Origin of the sequence: Halomonas sp. B23F22_20 (assembly GCF_043496985.1) — a bacterium.
Taxonomy (GTDB): domain Bacteria; phylum Pseudomonadota; class Gammaproteobacteria; order Pseudomonadales; family Halomonadaceae; genus Halomonas.
The window spans coordinates 1-11,780 of the sequence record NZ_JBIEKH010000041.1 but is presented as its reverse complement, the minus strand read 5'-3'; the positions used below and the strand labels follow the sequence as shown (position 1 = coordinate 11,780).

Sequence of the window (11,780 nt, the reverse complement as noted above, 5' to 3'; positions counted from 1 at the left end):
GGCGACGGGCGACGGGCGACGGGCGACGGGCGACGGGCGACGGGCGACGGGCGACGGGCGACGGGCGACGGGCGACGGGCGACGGGCGACGGGCGACGGGCGACGGGCGACGGGCGACGGGCGACGGAACCCGAGCATTGGCGTAGTGTCTCATGACGTTCGATGGCTTCATGATCCGGCACCGCCGGATCGCGATACACCGCGACCTTCAGAAGGAGAAAGCATGCACAAGTTCCTGTCTCGCGCCCTGATTCCCCTGCTGGGGGCCGGTCTACTGTCCGGCGCTGCGGTGGCCGACGAGCCAGAGGTCTACGGCTGGGTGGAGAAGACCCTGATCGATCCCGGCTGGGGCGTGGAGGTGAAGGCCAAGCTCGACAGCGGTGCGCTGACTTCTTCCATGCAGGCCGAGCATATCGAGGAGTTCAAGCGCGACGGGGAAGACTGGGTACGCTTCGACGTCGAACTCGAGGACGAGGCCTCCGGCGAGGTGGTCAGCCGCGAGTTCGAGCGTCCGATCTTTCGCCGGCTGATCCTGAGCGGTGCCGGCGGCGAGGACCGTCGTCCGGCGGTGCTGATGACCATCTGCATCGGCGACACGCGTTACCAGGAGCAGTTCAGCCTCAGGGATCGCGACGACATGCTCTACCCTGTGCTCCTGGGCCGCCGGACCATCCAGAGCCTGGGGCTGCTCGACGTGACGGAAACCTTCAGGCACGAGCCTCGCTGCGATGATGATTCGCCGTTGAAGACCCATGACGACAAGGAATACGACGACGATATCGGCGCCTGATGCCGCCGGTCCCGGCGGAAGCGATGCGCGCCCCGGCGAGGGTGCGCAGGGAACCGGCATCACCAGAACGAGTCTCCATTGGCGAGCCACGAGCACGAGACCCGATGCCAAATGGAGATGGCGATGCCTCACATCACTCCCCTTGATCGCCTGCTGGCCGAGCTGGAGACCTTCGGCGAGCAACACGACCGAACCGTCACGGCGCCCGACGAGCGGCTGCGTAACATCACCCGCGACACCGGGCAGTTTCTCGCCGTGCTGGTCAGGGCGACCGATGCTCGACGGATCCTCGAGATCGGCACCTCCAACGGTTACTCCACCCTGTGGCTCGCCGAGGCGGCCAGGGCTATCGGCGGACGGGTCACCACCGTGGAGTGGGCCGCCGACCGCTGGGGCATGGCCGGGGAACACTTCGCCTGCGCCGGCCTGGCGGAGGTGATCGAGTCGCTGCATGCCGATGCCGGCAAGGTCCTCGAACGCCAGGCCCCGGCCTCGCTGGATCTGGTATTCCTCGATGCCGATCGTGCCCAATACCCCGACTGGTGGCCAAGGGTTCGCGAGGCCCTGGTGCCGGGAGGACTGCTGGTGGTGGATAACGCCACCTCCCACGCCGAGGAGCTGGCGCCCTTCATCGACCTGGTGGAAGCGGACCCCGCTTTCACCACCAGCCTGGTGCCGGTCGGCAAGGGCGAGTTCCTGGCCACCCGTTCGCCGGCGGCGGCAGCCGGTTGACCTCACGCTTGTCGAAGATCTCATGAGCGAGCCAGCGACCCTCAAGGTCTACTACGATGCCGGCTGTCCTATCTGTCGGCGCGACCGGCGCCGCTATGAACGATGGTCCGGCGGGGCGGCGTCGGTGGAGTGGCTCGATGTCACCGACCATGCCGACTATCTGCGCGCACGAGGCATCGATCCGCAGGAGGCCCTGAAGTCGCTTCACGTGGAGAACGACGCGGGGCGACTGTGCCATGGCCTCGACGCCTACATCCTGCTGATGCGCCGTGTCACGCGGCTCAGGCCGTTGGCCTGGCTGATCGGCCTGCCGCTGGTCAAGCCGCTGCTCGGCGTCTGGTATCACCGCTGGGTGCGACGTCGCCTGCGCCGCGAAGGGCGTCTGTAGGCGATGCATCGTTTCGCGCTCAACGCGGCCGCCAGGCCGCCGGCAACTGCTCGACGAGATAGTCCATGAACGCTCGGACCTTGGGCGTCAGCGCCTGGCGGTCGGTCACGCAAAGGTAGATGTTCATGGGTTCCGACACGGCATGTACCCCACTCCCGTCGCCTGCCTCGAACAGTGGCACCAGGCGGCCGGCCTCGATATGCGGGTCGGCGATGAAGGCCGCCAAGCGGGTGATCCCGCCGCCTGCCAGCGCCATGCGCGCCAGGACATCGATGTCGTCACTGAGCATGGTGGCCTTGAAGTCCGGTTCGAAGCGCATTCCATCGCGGATGAACCCCCAACTCATGAAGCGCCCGTCCAGCGGCGAGCGGAAGGCCAGGCAGTCGTGGCCGCGCAACTCCTCGGGGCTGTGAGGATGCCCGGCCCTGGTCAGGTAGTCCGGGGAGGCGCAGAACAGGAAGGGAATGGAGGCGATGCGGCGTGCCACCAGACCTTCCTCGAGCTGGGGAGTGAAACGGATGCTGATGTCCACGTCCTCCTGGATGTGGTCCACGCTGCGATCGGTGGTCAGCAGCTCCAGCGACAGATGGCGATAGCGGGCGTTGAACCCGGGCATCAGCGGCGCCAGGACGTGGCGGCCGAAGGCGGCGGTGGAAGTGACGCGCAGCCGTCCACGCGGCTCGGCCTGCAGCGCGGAGATGGCGCCGTGGGCGCGTTCCAGATCGCGGGCGACGTGGCGGACGTGTTCGTAGTAGATCGACCCGCTGTCGGTCAGTGACATGCGACGCGTGGTGCGCGCCAGCAGGCGAACACCCATGGCCGCCTCCAGGCGCGCAATGCCCTGACTGGCCGCGGCGGGGCTGATGCCGAGGCGTCGGGCGCCGCCGGCGATGCTGCCGGCCTCGACGGCCTTCACGAAGCTCTCGATGGCGCGCAGGGTATCCATTGGCTTTCTCGTGGAATATTTGTCTGGATTCGTAAATAAATCTTTATAGTGAACCAAGGCCATGACGTCTACAGGCATGACGCCGGAGACACTAGGCTGGGGGCATCACGATCGACAACCGACGACAGAGGAGAGTTGAGATGTCGACGCCTTCCAGCCCGCAGCGCACCGCCACCGACCCTGCCACCAAGGCGCGGAGGGGGATCCCGCCGCGCTTTGCCCCGCTGGTCTTTGCCTTCTACATGTCCGCGCTGATGACGCTGCTGATGAGCCTGGTGATCACCGCGGTGAACGGCGGGATCGGTCCCGACTACCTGGCGGCCGTTGGCCGCGCCTATGTGCGCGCCATGCCGGTGGCCTTCATCGGCGTGCTGAGCGTGCGGCCGCTGGTCCAACGGCTGGTGAAGTGGACCCTGGCCGATCACGGCGCCAGGTGAGGCGCCGTGATCGGTGAACCGGGGCCTGGGTCGGCGGTGCATTGACGAGATGGCGGTCCAAGGGGCCGCCGGAACGCGATGGTCAATCTCTGATACGGGACCCTAGCCGTGCAGGCGCTCCAGGTCATGCACCAGGCGCCGGCAGATGGCGTCCAGCTTGTCGCGCTGGCTATCGTCGACCAGTTGGCCGTCGTCGGCGAAGGCGTCTCCCGCCTTGGCCACGGCCAACTGGTCCGGCAGCACCGTCACGCCGATGTTACCCAGCAGCTGACGAATCAGTGCCAGGCCGCGCAGCCCGCCGAGCCCGCCCGGTGAGGCGGCGACCACCGCCGCCAGGCGTCCCTGGAAGAGTGCCAGGCCACTGGCGCCTTCGTGCGGACGAGTCAGCCAGTCGATGGTGTTCTTGAGCAGCGGCGTGATGAAGCCGTTGTATTCCGGCGAGGCAATCAGCAGGCCCTGGTGCTCGGCGAGCCGTTCGCGCAGGGCCAAGGTGGCCTCGGGCAGGCCCTGCTCGGCCTCAAGGTCGCCGTCGTAGAGCGGCATGGGATAGTCGGCCAGGTCGATGAGGGTCGGGCGGCCGCCGTGGGCCTCGAGGCGCTCGGCGGCCAGGTGTGCAAGGCGCTTGTTGAAGGAATGTCGGCGAGTACTGCCGGCGAAGACCAGGATGCGGGGAGGGGTGTGATCGCTCATGAGCGTTGCTCCTTGCTTGCCGTGGAAGAGGCTTCGATCATGGTGGTAATCGGCTAGCGGTACAAGCGACGGGAGGTGACGATGCCCCGAGACTATCCCCGGACGCCGGACGGCCGCTATTTCGTGGCCCGCCAGCGACTCTGGCGATGCACCGATCCACGGCTGGATGAGACGACGCGGCGCGACCGGGTGCGCGAGCTGATGCGTGCCCGGCGAGCGGTGAAGGCGGCCCTGGGAGGGAATGATGAAGGGGCGTTGGCCGAGGCCCGGGCGGCGGTGCAGGCCGCCAAGCTGGCGCTCGGTGAGCGTGGCCCGGTGTGGTGGCACGACGGCGCGCCCGACGAGACCGGCCGACACCCGGCCAATTCCTCGTACGCGGCCTGGTGGCGGACCCTTGAGGATGCCGACTCCCGCTGAACGGCCTGGACACGTCGATGCGCCTGGCCGACGCTCGTTAACGAAGGCAGTCATCGATGCCGGCGAGGAGGGCAGCATGGCCCGCAGCAAGCGCGAGGTCCTACAGGAGCACCATCGCCCCGAGGCGATTCGCCGTCGTCTGGAGACGCCCGAGCGGCCACACAGCATGCCGGATGCCATCCTCGGCGGCATCGATGGCTGCGTGACCACCTTCGCGGTGGTCTCCGGTGCCTTCGGTGCCGGCTTCTCGGTACGCGTCGCGCTGGTTCTGGGCTTCGCCAACCTGCTCGCCGACGGTTTCAGCATGGCGATCAGCAATTACGAGGCGGTACAGGCCCAGCGCGAAGGGGTGGAACGTGCCCGGGAAAGGGAGCTCGAGCATATCGAGCTGGTGCCTGAGGGAGAGCGCGAGGAGATTCGCCAGATCTACGCCCGCAAGGGCCTGTCGGGAGAGGTGCTGGAGCAGGTGGTGGAAACCATCAGTCGCGATCGGGAAGTGTGGGTGGAGACCATGCTGACCGAGGAGCATGGCCTGCAGCGCGGCGGACTGAGTCCATGGCGCTCGGCCTGGGTCACTTTCCTGGCCTTCCTGGTGGTGGGCGCCATGCCGCTGCTGCCCTATGTGCTCCCAGGGCTGGCCGCCCGTGACCGCTTCTGGGCGAGTCTTGCGATCGCCGCGCTGATGTTCCTGTCGATCGGCATGCTCAAGAGCCTGGTCTATCGGCGACCGGTCTGGCAGTCGGGCCTGCGTACCCTGTTGATGGGCGCCGCGGCGGCGGGCCTGGCCTTCCTCACCGGGGTGCTGGCCCAGGCGCTGTTCGGGGTTTCGCTTTGAACCCGGTATCGGTGGCCCCTGGCGCCGGGACGCCGAAGGCGCATAGGCTGGGTGGATGGCATGGCGACCCGGGGGAGAAAGGGAATGGAGCATTTCATGAGGGCGGCGCTGGAGGCGGCGCGCAGGAGTCTCGCCGAGGGAGGCATCCCCATCGGAGCGGCACTGGTGCATCGCGGGGTGATCCTCGGAACGGGGCATAATCAGCGGGTGCAGCTCGGTAGCACGGTACTGCACGGCGAGATGGACGCCCTTGAGAATGCCGGTCGCCAGCCGCCCGGCACCTATCGTGAGTCGACCCTCTACACCACCCTCTCGCCCTGTGCCATGTGTACCGGCGCGATCCTCCTGTATGGCATCCCACGGGTGGTGATCGGCGAAAACCGCACTTTCCAGGGCGAAGAGAGGTTGCTGCGTGAACGAGGCGTCGAGGTCGAGGTGCTGCAGGATCCCGAGTGCATCGCGCTGATGGAACGCTTCATTGCCGAGCGGCCTACGCTGTGGCACGAGGATATCGGCGACTAACTAGGCGAGGGCGTGGTGTGCTGGGTTCAAGCGTCGGTAACCAGGCCACGGGCGGCGTTCTCCTGGGGCAGGAGGGCGGCGTGGATCATGGCGTTCATCGGGGTGGCAACATTGACGGACTGCCCGAGCCGCACCACGGCACCGTTCTGGGCCTCCAGCTCCGAGGGGCGGCCAGCCACGATGTCGCGTTGCATGGAGGCGGTGCTGGTCGCCGGCATGGCATCGATGAAGTCCATGGCCCGGGCCACGGCATCCGACGGCAGGGCCACGCCTCGGGCGCGTGCTACGGCCTCGATCTCGCCCAGGATCTGCACGATCAACCGCCGGGTCTCCGGCAGGCGCCGGGTCACGCCGAGCGGGGCCCGGGTCAGGCTTCCGATGCCGCTCATGGCGCAGATGAAGAGGAACTTGCTCCACACCGCGGCCTCGATGTCCTCGGGCAGCTCGGCCGCGACGCCTATGGCGCGGTCGAAGACTGCCTTGAGGCGCTCGGCGCCCGGGCGCTGAGCCGGCAGGCGCGTGCCGAAACGTATGAAGGGAGACACGCCGGCGTGACGGATGTGGCCAGGCGCCTCGCGCCAGGCGAGGATGCCGCACAGACCGTCCAGTACGGGGGCCTCGCCCAGTACCTCGCTGAGTTGATCGGCGGCCTCGACGCCATTTTCCAACGGCAGCACCAGGGTATCGGGGCCGACCAGGGGACGAATGGTCTCCGCGGCGGTCGGCACCTGCCAGGCCTTGACTGCCACGATCACCGCGTCGACCACGCCTATCTCGCCGGGATCGTCGGTGGCGGAGACGTCCTCCAGCACCAGGTCGCCCTCGGGGCTCGAGACATGGAGTCCCGAGCGGCGTATCGTCGCCAGGTGCTCGCCGCGGGCGATGAAGGTGACGTCTTCGCCGGCCTCGGCCAGGCGGGCGCCGAAATAGCCGCCGACGCCGCCGCTGCCCATGATCGCCAGTCGCATGCTTCGGTTCTCCCTCGTCTCGCTGGAAATGGTCGCTGCCAAGCATAGCGTGCCCGGCGGGCGTGGGCTTGTCGATGCCCCCTGGCACGAGCTCTAATGTCGCCCTGGACGCAAAAGGAGCCCTTCCATGATCGCCGAGACCCCCGCGCCGCCCTATTACGCCGTGATCTTCAGCTCATTGCGCAGCGAGGTCGATGCCGGCTATGCGGCCATGGCCGAGCGCATGATGGCGCTGGCCGCCGAGCAGCCTGGTTTCCTGGGCGTGGAGTCGGCCCGCGAGGGCCTGGGCATCACGGTGTCCTACTGGTCGGATCTGGAGGCGGTGCGGCGCTGGAAGGCACAGGCGGAGCATCGCGAGGCCCAGCGGATGGGGCGGGAAAGATGGTACTCGCGCTACCGGGTGCGCATTGCGCGGGTGGAGCGCGAGTACGGCGCCTGAATGATTAGGCGTAGGTGTTGATCTGGGTTCCGAGGCTGCCGTCCCGGGCCAGTTGGGGCTCGACCGAAGCGGACTCGACCAGCGCGGTGACCTGCTGCTGCTGCATATCCAGGGCTTCCTTGAACACCTGCATCTGGGCCTGCTGGGCGGTCTGGTAGTGCGCCAGTACCTGGCTCTGGGCGACCACGTTATTGACGGAAGTGTCCATCTGTTTCTCCTGAACAAGAGGTTGACGGTATCACCCTAGCAGCTCGCCGGTCGGGCGCAAAGGCTCGACATGGCGTTCGCGCGGTCCGCCGTGTAGGCTTGCCGGCTTTCCCGTCCACGCGAAGAGCCTCTGCCATGAATGCCATGCCCCCGTGTCCTTCCTGCGCCTCCGAATTCACCTACCATGACGGCCTGCAGTACGTGTGCCCCGAGTGTGCCCATGAGTGGGCGCAGGCGTCGCCCGGAGAGGATGCGGATGATGTCCCGGCGATCCGCGATGCCAACGGCAACCTGCTGGTCGATGGCGATACCGTCACCGTGATCAAGGATCTTAAGGTCAAGGGCTCTTCCTCGGTGGTGAAGGTGGGTACCAAGGTGAAGAACATTCGCCTGGTCGAGGGCGATCACGATATCGATTGTCGCATCGATGGCATCGGCGCCATGAAGCTGAAGTCGCAGTTCGTCAAGAAGGCCTGAGGCTCACGCCCTCGGCAGGCAGGCCGGCAGCGCCTCGCGCAGCGATCGGGGCCGGATCTCCAGGTCGGTGAAGGTGCCGACGCCGTCGCCGACCACGTTGTCATGCTGCATGAGGATGACCTGATCTCGGGTCAGCGGCGGATCGGGCCACGCCGATGCCAGCAGTGCCAGCGTCCGCCAGGCGAGGAAGGGCACCGGCACCAGGGGGCGTTCCCGGTGCAGGTGGCTCATCACCAGGGCCAGGATCTCCCGGTAGCGAAGCACGTCGTCACCCCCCAGTTCGAACAGCCGACGCCGCGGCGCGTCGCCGCCGGTCAGGTGCACCAGGGCCCGAGCCACATCCACCACGTGTACCGGCTGCAGGCGCGTCTGGCCGTGGCCGAACAGCGGAATCGCCGGTAGCCGGGTGAGGCGGGCCAGGGCGGTCAGGAAGGCATCCTGCGAGCCGTACAGCACGCTGGGCCGCACGATGATCGCCTTGGGCATGGCTTCGAGCACCGCGGCCTCGCCTCGGGCCCGTGCGCGTACGTAGGGCGAGGGCGAGCGGGGGCTGGTGCCGATGCCGGAGAGCTGTGCCAGGCGGCTTACGCCGGCCTCCCGTGCCAGCCGTGCCAGGCGTTCGGCTCCCTCCACATGAATGGCCTCGAAGCTCAGATCGCGGGTTTCCACGTAGAGGCTCACTGCATTCACCACCGCTCCGGCGCCCTCCAGGGCTGCCGCCACCTGGTCGTCGCAGCGGATGTCGGCGGCGACGATCTCCAGCGGATCACCAGGCTCGGCCCAGTCCGGGCTCGCCGGCCGGCGGGCGACCAGGCGCACCGGGCGTCCGGCTTCCACCAGTTCGCGCACCAGGGTGGCGCCGAGAAAGCCAGTGCCACCGAACACCGTGACCGGTCGCTCCGTCATATCGTCTATCCCCTGAGACTGCGCTAGATCATCGAGGCATTGTGCCTGACGGAAGGGCGGTCGCAAGCGCCGTTCCCCCCCCCCTCACGTCAAGAGGCGAGAGGGAAGAGGGAAGAGGGAAGGGGGAAGGGGGAAGGGGGAAGGGGGAAGGGGGCGGAGGGGACCAAAGTCTAAAGGCATAAAGTCCGATTTTGTTCGAGTCTATGTCCGACATAGTAATCAGAGAGTCCGACAGGGCTCACGCGAACCGGAACGCCGACCATGTCCCATGCCTCCGACAACGCCCGCCGCTCGCCGCGGCCCGATATCGCCGATGACCTCGCCGAGGCCATCTTCAGCGGTCAGTACGGGCCGGGCGATTTCGTGCCCCGGGAGTTGGATCTCTGCGAGCGCTTCGGCGTCAGCCGCAGCACCGTGCGCAGTGCCCTGCAGACCCTGGTGGCGGCTGGCCTGCTGACGCGTATCTCGGGGCAGGGCACGCGAGTACGGGCGCTGCAGGAATGGCACCTGCTCGACCCCCAGGTCAGCGCCTGGATGGCGCGCTTCGCCCAGCCCAATCCGCGCATCCAGCGCGAGATCTTCGCCTTTCGGGTCGCCGTGGAACCCTTCGTCGCTCGCCTGGCGGCGGAGCACGCCACCGCGGCGGACCTGCTGGCCATCGAGTCGGCCTACGAGGGGATGATTCGCGCCCTGGAACACGACGACCTGCACTGGCAGGGCATCTCCCACGACGACTACGACGTAGCCTTCCACGAGGCCGTCTTCGCGGCCTCGCATAACCTGGTCTGGGCGCAGATCAGCCATGTGCTGAAGCCGGCCATCGCGCTGCTGGTGGAGCGCTCCAACCACAGCGCCGACGAGCTCCACGACAGCATGGAACGTCATCGCCGGATGATGGAGGCGATCCGCCTGCGTCAGCCGGATCAGGCCGCCGCGGCGGCCCTCAAGGTGCTGGAACGCACCGGGCGGGATCTGGGGCTCGAGGCCCTGATGCCGGCCCTCCCCACTCTCGATGTCACGACAACCGACGTTTCAACAACAAACCGCGATAAGGAAGCCTCATGATCACACGCATGCCTCTCAAGACCTTGACCGCCGCCGTGCTCGGCGCCCTGGCCGTCAGCGCCCAGGCCGCCGATTACGAGTGGACCTTCCAGACCTCCGAGACCGCCGGCGAGCCCCAGTTCGAGATGAAGAAGGCCTGGGCGGATAACGTCGAGCAGATGTCCGACAGTCGGATCAGCATCGAGATCCTGCCGGTCGGTGCGGTCGTCCAGGCCAACCAGACGCTGCAGGCGGTGCAGTCCGGCATCCTGCAGGGCCACCTGACCGATCCCAGCTACTTCACCGGCCAGAATCCGGCCTTTGGCATGATCGGTAACCTGGTCGGCGCCTGGAGCGATCCCTACGACTTCCTCGACTACATGAACAACGCCGGCGGCGAGGCGCTCTACAACAAGCTCGTCGAGCCCTATGGCCTGCACCTGATCGGTGCCGCGGCGACCGGCCTGGAGTCGCTGCCGTCCACCAAACCGATCCGTTCGGTCGAGGACATGCAGGGCCTCAAGCTGCGCGCCCCGGAGGGCATGGTCTACAACATCTTCGAGGCCGCCGGCGCGACCCCGGTCAATCTGCCGGGCTCCGAGGTCTACACCGGCCTGGAGAAGGGCGTGATCGACGCTGCGGACTACACGGTGTTCGCCACCAACCAGGCTCAGGGCCTCCATGAGTTCGCGCCTTATCCGCTGTATCCGGGCTTCCACTCACTGCCGATGGTCGCGGTCTCGCTGAACAAGGACATCTGGGACGGCTTGCCGGCCGACCTTCAGGCGATCCTGGAGACCTCAGTGGACGACCTGGCCTACGAGATGGTCGCCGAGCTCAAGACCCGCGACCTGGAGGTCGTGCGCGAGGCGCGACAGGATCCGGACATCGAGATCATCGACCTGCCGGCCGAGGAGCGGGCCAAGTTCCGCAACATCGCCAAGGACGAGTGGGCCACCTGGGCGGAGAAGAACGAGATCACCGCCGAGTTCTACGAGTCGGTGGTGGCCTACCTGGAAAACCACAACCTGCTGTAAGCCATTCCGCCGGCGCCGCGCGCCGGCCGTCATGACGGCGGGCCACTTGGACGTGGCCCGCCCCTGCATCGAGGAAGTCCCATGACTCAAGCCTCCCGTCGTCCGGAGGGCGACTCTGCCTCCGCCGAGGCGAGTCCGCCCGATCCGGTTCGCAACGTGTTCGATCGCGGCGTCATGGCCGCCGGCCGCGTGGCGGCCTGGCTGGTGTTCGTCGCCATGGTGATCAGCGTCTATGAGGTCATCATGCGCTACGGTTTCGGCTCACCCACCTCCTGGGTCCACGAGAGCGTGGTGATGCTGGTGGCGGTGAGCTTCGCCCTGGGCGGCCCCGCAACCCTGGCCTGCAATCGCCACATCCGTGTGCGCGTGCTCTACGACAGTGCTGGGCCGCGCCTCAGGTTATGGCTCGACCGCTTCAACGATCTGGTGACCTTCGGCTTCTGCCTGGGCATGAGCTACGCCGCCTTCGTGATGTTCTGGGGCGCCTCCCACAATCCGCTGGGCGAGTGGCAGCTCGAGCGCTCCGGCACCTCCTGGAACCCGCCGTTTCCGGCCCTGGTGAAAGGCGTGATCCTGCTGGCGCTCGCCATCATGTGCGTTCAGGCCTTGCTGCACCTGGTGCAGTCGCTGCGCGGCAAGCCGGCGCCCGTCGCCGATGACACGGAGGGCACCGCCTGATGGATATCGCGACTGGCACCATGCTGCTGGTGGGGTTGATCTTCGCCCTGCTGGTCACCGGCCTGCCGCTGGCCTTCATCACCGGCCTGGTGGCGCTCGGCTTCACCTTCGGCTGGTTCGGGCCCAACGCCCTGCCGCTTGTCACCAGCCGCGTCTACGGCTTCGTCACCGAATACTCGCTGGTGGCGGTGCCGATGTTCGTGCTGATGGCCTCGTTGCTCGACCGATCGGGGATCGCCAAGGACCTGTTCAACGCCATGCGCGTGT

18 protein-coding genes are annotated in these 11,780 nt (G+C 67.3%); 13 read left to right on the top strand and 5 right to left on the bottom strand.

The genetic code is table 11. From position 1 onward, the window contains the following. Positions 1 to 223: 223 nt before the first annotated feature. The 3 genes from rloA3 (at position 224) to ACGTN6_RS20160 (ending at position 1,910) form a co-directional block, all read left to right on the top strand. Positions 224 to 790: a retropepsin-like aspartic peptidase RloA3 gene (gene rloA3, locus ACGTN6_RS20170; protein ID WP_394594802.1), complete on the top strand. Its 567-nt coding sequence runs from the start codon at positions 224 to 226 to the stop codon at positions 788 to 790. Between the two features lie 123 nt (positions 791 to 913). Then, a complete protein-coding gene (locus ACGTN6_RS20165; protein ID WP_394594800.1) occupies positions 914 to 1,522 on the top strand; it encodes an O-methyltransferase in 609 nt (202 codons plus the stop codon). 22 nt (positions 1,523 to 1,544) lie between these two features. Beyond that, positions 1,545 to 1,910, top strand: a complete 366-nt coding sequence (locus ACGTN6_RS20160; protein ID WP_394594798.1) for a DCC1-like thiol-disulfide oxidoreductase family protein — start codon at positions 1,545 to 1,547, stop codon at positions 1,908 to 1,910. A 19-nt stretch (positions 1,911 to 1,929) separates the two neighbouring features. On the opposite strand, the gene ACGTN6_RS20155 is transcribed toward ACGTN6_RS20160, so the two are convergent. Beyond that, positions 1,930 to 2,856, bottom strand: a complete 927-nt coding sequence (locus ACGTN6_RS20155; RefSeq protein WP_394594797.1) for a LysR family transcriptional regulator — start codon at positions 2,854 to 2,856, stop codon at positions 1,930 to 1,932. Between the two features lie 140 nt (positions 2,857 to 2,996). Between ACGTN6_RS20155 and ACGTN6_RS20150 the strand changes: the two genes are divergently transcribed. Further along, a complete protein-coding gene (locus ACGTN6_RS20150; protein WP_394594796.1) occupies positions 2,997 to 3,293 on the top strand; it encodes a DUF2798 domain-containing protein in 297 nt (98 codons plus the stop codon). 102 nt (positions 3,294 to 3,395) lie between these two features. On the opposite strand, the gene ACGTN6_RS20145 is transcribed toward ACGTN6_RS20150, so the two are convergent. Beyond that, positions 3,396 to 3,983, bottom strand: coding sequence for an NADPH-dependent FMN reductase (locus tag ACGTN6_RS20145; protein ID WP_394594794.1), 588 nt, complete (start codon positions 3,981 to 3,983; stop codon positions 3,396 to 3,398). A gap of 81 nt (positions 3,984 to 4,064) precedes the next feature. On the opposite strand from ACGTN6_RS20145, the gene ACGTN6_RS20140 reads away from it, so the two are divergent. From ACGTN6_RS20140 to ACGTN6_RS20130, 3 genes are all read left to right on the top strand, one after another. Then, positions 4,065 to 4,400 (top strand): hypothetical protein, encoded by a 336-nt coding sequence (locus tag ACGTN6_RS20140; protein WP_394594792.1) that lies wholly within the window; start codon positions 4,065 to 4,067, stop codon positions 4,398 to 4,400. A 76-nt stretch (positions 4,401 to 4,476) separates the two neighbouring features. After that, on the top strand, positions 4,477 to 5,235 hold the full coding sequence (locus tag ACGTN6_RS20135; protein ID WP_394594790.1) for a VIT1/CCC1 transporter family protein: 759 nt from the start codon (positions 4,477 to 4,479) through the stop codon (positions 5,233 to 5,235). An 84-nt stretch (positions 5,236 to 5,319) separates the two neighbouring features. After that, a complete protein-coding gene (locus ACGTN6_RS20130; RefSeq protein WP_394594788.1) occupies positions 5,320 to 5,757 on the top strand; it encodes a nucleoside deaminase in 438 nt (145 codons plus the stop codon). Between the two features lie 26 nt (positions 5,758 to 5,783). On the opposite strand, the gene ACGTN6_RS20125 is transcribed toward ACGTN6_RS20130, so the two are convergent. After that, positions 5,784 to 6,725 (bottom strand): 2-dehydropantoate 2-reductase, encoded by a 942-nt coding sequence (locus ACGTN6_RS20125; protein ID WP_394594787.1) that lies wholly within the window; start codon positions 6,723 to 6,725, stop codon positions 5,784 to 5,786. A 127-nt stretch (positions 6,726 to 6,852) separates the two neighbouring features. On the opposite strand from ACGTN6_RS20125, the gene ACGTN6_RS20120 reads away from it, so the two are divergent. Next, positions 6,853 to 7,164 (top strand): antibiotic biosynthesis monooxygenase family protein, encoded by a 312-nt coding sequence (locus ACGTN6_RS20120; protein WP_394594785.1) that lies wholly within the window; start codon positions 6,853 to 6,855, stop codon positions 7,162 to 7,164. Between the two features lie 4 nt (positions 7,165 to 7,168). On the opposite strand, the gene ACGTN6_RS20115 is transcribed toward ACGTN6_RS20120, so the two are convergent. After that, the gene (locus ACGTN6_RS20115) at positions 7,169 to 7,372 is read right to left on the bottom strand and encodes a YjfB family protein (protein ID WP_394594783.1); all 204 of its coding nucleotides are present in this window, start codon (positions 7,370 to 7,372) and stop codon (positions 7,169 to 7,171) included. Positions 7,373 to 7,506: 134 nt separating this feature from the next. Between ACGTN6_RS20115 and ACGTN6_RS20110 the strand changes: the two genes are divergently transcribed. Further along, complete coding sequence (locus ACGTN6_RS20110) at positions 7,507 to 7,848, top strand: zinc ribbon domain-containing protein YjdM (RefSeq protein ID WP_394594781.1); 342 nt, start codon at positions 7,507 to 7,509, stop codon at positions 7,846 to 7,848. Between the two features lie 3 nt (positions 7,849 to 7,851). Here the strand turns inward: ACGTN6_RS20110 and ACGTN6_RS20105 are convergent, their stop codons facing one another. After that, complete coding sequence (locus tag ACGTN6_RS20105) at positions 7,852 to 8,754, bottom strand: complex I NDUFA9 subunit family protein (protein ID WP_394594779.1); 903 nt, start codon at positions 8,752 to 8,754, stop codon at positions 7,852 to 7,854. A gap of 261 nt (positions 8,755 to 9,015) precedes the next feature. Between ACGTN6_RS20105 and ACGTN6_RS20100 the strand changes: the two genes are divergently transcribed. The 4 genes from ACGTN6_RS20100 to ACGTN6_RS20085 form a co-directional block, all read left to right on the top strand. Then, positions 9,016 to 9,819: a FadR/GntR family transcriptional regulator gene (locus tag ACGTN6_RS20100; RefSeq protein ID WP_394594777.1), complete on the top strand. Its 804-nt coding sequence runs from the start codon at positions 9,016 to 9,018 to the stop codon at positions 9,817 to 9,819. Continuing rightward, positions 9,816 to 10,835: a TRAP transporter substrate-binding protein gene (locus ACGTN6_RS20095; RefSeq protein ID WP_394594775.1), complete on the top strand. Its 1,020-nt coding sequence runs from the start codon at positions 9,816 to 9,818 to the stop codon at positions 10,833 to 10,835. Before ACGTN6_RS20100 ends, ACGTN6_RS20095 begins: the two co-directional genes overlap by 4 nt. An 81-nt stretch (positions 10,836 to 10,916) precedes the next feature. Further along, entirely contained in the window at positions 10,917 to 11,513 is a 597-nt protein-coding gene (locus tag ACGTN6_RS20090) for a TRAP transporter small permease subunit (RefSeq protein ID WP_394594773.1), read from the top strand. After that, positions 11,513 to 11,780: TRAP transporter large permease subunit (locus ACGTN6_RS20085; RefSeq protein WP_394594771.1), on the top strand; the 268-nt coding region annotated here is incomplete at its 3' end. The genes ACGTN6_RS20090 and ACGTN6_RS20085, both read left to right, overlap by 1 nt.

Coding starts and splice junctions, on each gene's coding strand:
- rloA3 (WP_394594802.1), top strand. CDS start 224: ATGCACAAGTTCCTGTCTCGCGCCCTGATTCCCCTGCTGGGGGCCGGT.
- ACGTN6_RS20165 (WP_394594800.1), top strand. CDS start 914: ATGCCTCACATCACTCCCCTTGATCGCCTGCTGGCCGAGCTGGAGACC.
- ACGTN6_RS20160 (WP_394594798.1), top strand. CDS start 1,545: ATGAGCGAGCCAGCGACCCTCAAGGTCTACTACGATGCCGGCTGTCCT.
- ACGTN6_RS20155 (WP_394594797.1), bottom strand. CDS start 2,856: ATGGATACCCTGCGCGCCATCGAGAGCTTCGTGAAGGCCGTCGAGGCC.
- ACGTN6_RS20150 (WP_394594796.1), top strand. CDS start 2,997: ATGTCGACGCCTTCCAGCCCGCAGCGCACCGCCACCGACCCTGCCACC.
- ACGTN6_RS20145 (WP_394594794.1), bottom strand. CDS start 3,983: ATGAGCGATCACACCCCTCCCCGCATCCTGGTCTTCGCCGGCAGTACT.
- ACGTN6_RS20140 (WP_394594792.1), top strand. CDS start 4,065: ATGCCCCGAGACTATCCCCGGACGCCGGACGGCCGCTATTTCGTGGCC.
- ACGTN6_RS20135 (WP_394594790.1), top strand. CDS start 4,477: ATGGCCCGCAGCAAGCGCGAGGTCCTACAGGAGCACCATCGCCCCGAG.
- ACGTN6_RS20130 (WP_394594788.1), top strand. CDS start 5,320: ATGGAGCATTTCATGAGGGCGGCGCTGGAGGCGGCGCGCAGGAGTCTC.
- ACGTN6_RS20125 (WP_394594787.1), bottom strand. CDS start 6,725: ATGCGACTGGCGATCATGGGCAGCGGCGGCGTCGGCGGCTATTTCGGC.
- ACGTN6_RS20120 (WP_394594785.1), top strand. CDS start 6,853: ATGATCGCCGAGACCCCCGCGCCGCCCTATTACGCCGTGATCTTCAGC.
- ACGTN6_RS20115 (WP_394594783.1), bottom strand. CDS start 7,372: ATGGACACTTCCGTCAATAACGTGGTCGCCCAGAGCCAGGTACTGGCG.
- ACGTN6_RS20110 (WP_394594781.1), top strand. CDS start 7,507: ATGAATGCCATGCCCCCGTGTCCTTCCTGCGCCTCCGAATTCACCTAC.
- ACGTN6_RS20105 (WP_394594779.1), bottom strand. CDS start 8,754: ATGACGGAGCGACCGGTCACGGTGTTCGGTGGCACTGGCTTTCTCGGC.
- ACGTN6_RS20100 (WP_394594777.1), top strand. CDS start 9,016: ATGTCCCATGCCTCCGACAACGCCCGCCGCTCGCCGCGGCCCGATATC.
- ACGTN6_RS20095 (WP_394594775.1), top strand. CDS start 9,816: ATGATCACACGCATGCCTCTCAAGACCTTGACCGCCGCCGTGCTCGGC.
- ACGTN6_RS20090 (WP_394594773.1), top strand. CDS start 10,917: ATGACTCAAGCCTCCCGTCGTCCGGAGGGCGACTCTGCCTCCGCCGAG.